We start from the raw sequence: 1,179 nt of genomic DNA on the forward strand, positions 1-1,179 counted from the left end.
CCGATCGGGATGGCACCCGCGTAGTCCAGCGGACGGTGAATGCGGTGGGTGGACGCGAACGTCGTCGTCTCCGTCGGACCGTAACCGTTCACCACCGTGACGTCCGGGCAACGGTCCATAACCCTGCGCACCGCCTCCGGCGGGACCACATCACCTCCCGCCCACACCTCACGCACCCCGGCAAACGCCCCCGGCACCTCCTCCGCCATCACCCGGAACAGACCCGCCGTCATCCACAGCGCCGTGATCCCGTGCTCAGCGATCAACTTCTCGTACGCTGCAGCGTCGAGGTGTCCCGCCGGGGCCACGACGAGAGCGCCTCCGTTGAGCCACGGCACCCACATCTCGTACGTCGACGCGTCGAACGCCATCGCGGAGTGGAAGAGCACCCGCGTGTGGCTACCGTTCGCGAACATCGTCTGAGCCGCCAGATCCGCGACATTGCGATGCGTGACCGCAACCCCCTTCGGAACCCCCGTCGAACCCGAAGTGAACATCGCATACACCGGCTGGTCCACATGCACCGACACCCCAGGATCCGAGACGTCCACCAGGGCACCCCCGCCGTCCGTCACCGAACCCAGCACCCGCACACCCGCCGGCAACACCAACGAACCCGGATCCCGGTCCGTCACCAGATGCGTGACACCCGACCGACCCACGATCAACTCCACACGATCCGCCGGATAACGGGTGTCCAACGGCACATACACCGCACCCGCCTTCACCACACCCAACGTGGCGACCACCGCACCCACCGAACGATCCTGGAACAACGCAACCCGATCCCCCGGCCGCACCCCCTCACCCATCAACCGACGCGCCACACCATTGGCCAGCCCATCCAGCTCACGGTAGGAAAGCTCACGCCCCTCACCCACCACCGCCACCGCATCCGGCGTCCGCACCACCTGCGCCCCGAACAACTGCGCAAGACCCGCATCCGGACCACCCGTGACCGCACCCGACCACTCCCCCAGCAACAACCCCCGCTCACCAACCGAAAGCAACTCCAACTCACCCACCGGCACATCCGGCGCCGACGCCGCAGCACCCAACAACCGCACCAGACGCTCACCCGCCAACTCCACCGAACGCGCGTCATACAGATCCGTCGCGTACTCGATCGTGATGTCCAGACCACCCGGCCGACCATCCACCGAACGACACTCGGCGAAG

1 protein-coding gene is annotated in these 1,179 nt (G+C 66.9%); it reads right to left on the reverse strand.

All coding sequences use genetic code 11. The features are described 5' to 3' along the window. Positions 1-1,179: AMP-binding protein (locus ACWCQ6_RS37390; RefSeq protein ID WP_451096981.1), on the reverse strand; the 1,179-nt coding region annotated here is incomplete at both ends.

It is taken from the genome of Streptomyces sp. NPDC001880, from assembly GCF_053594575.1.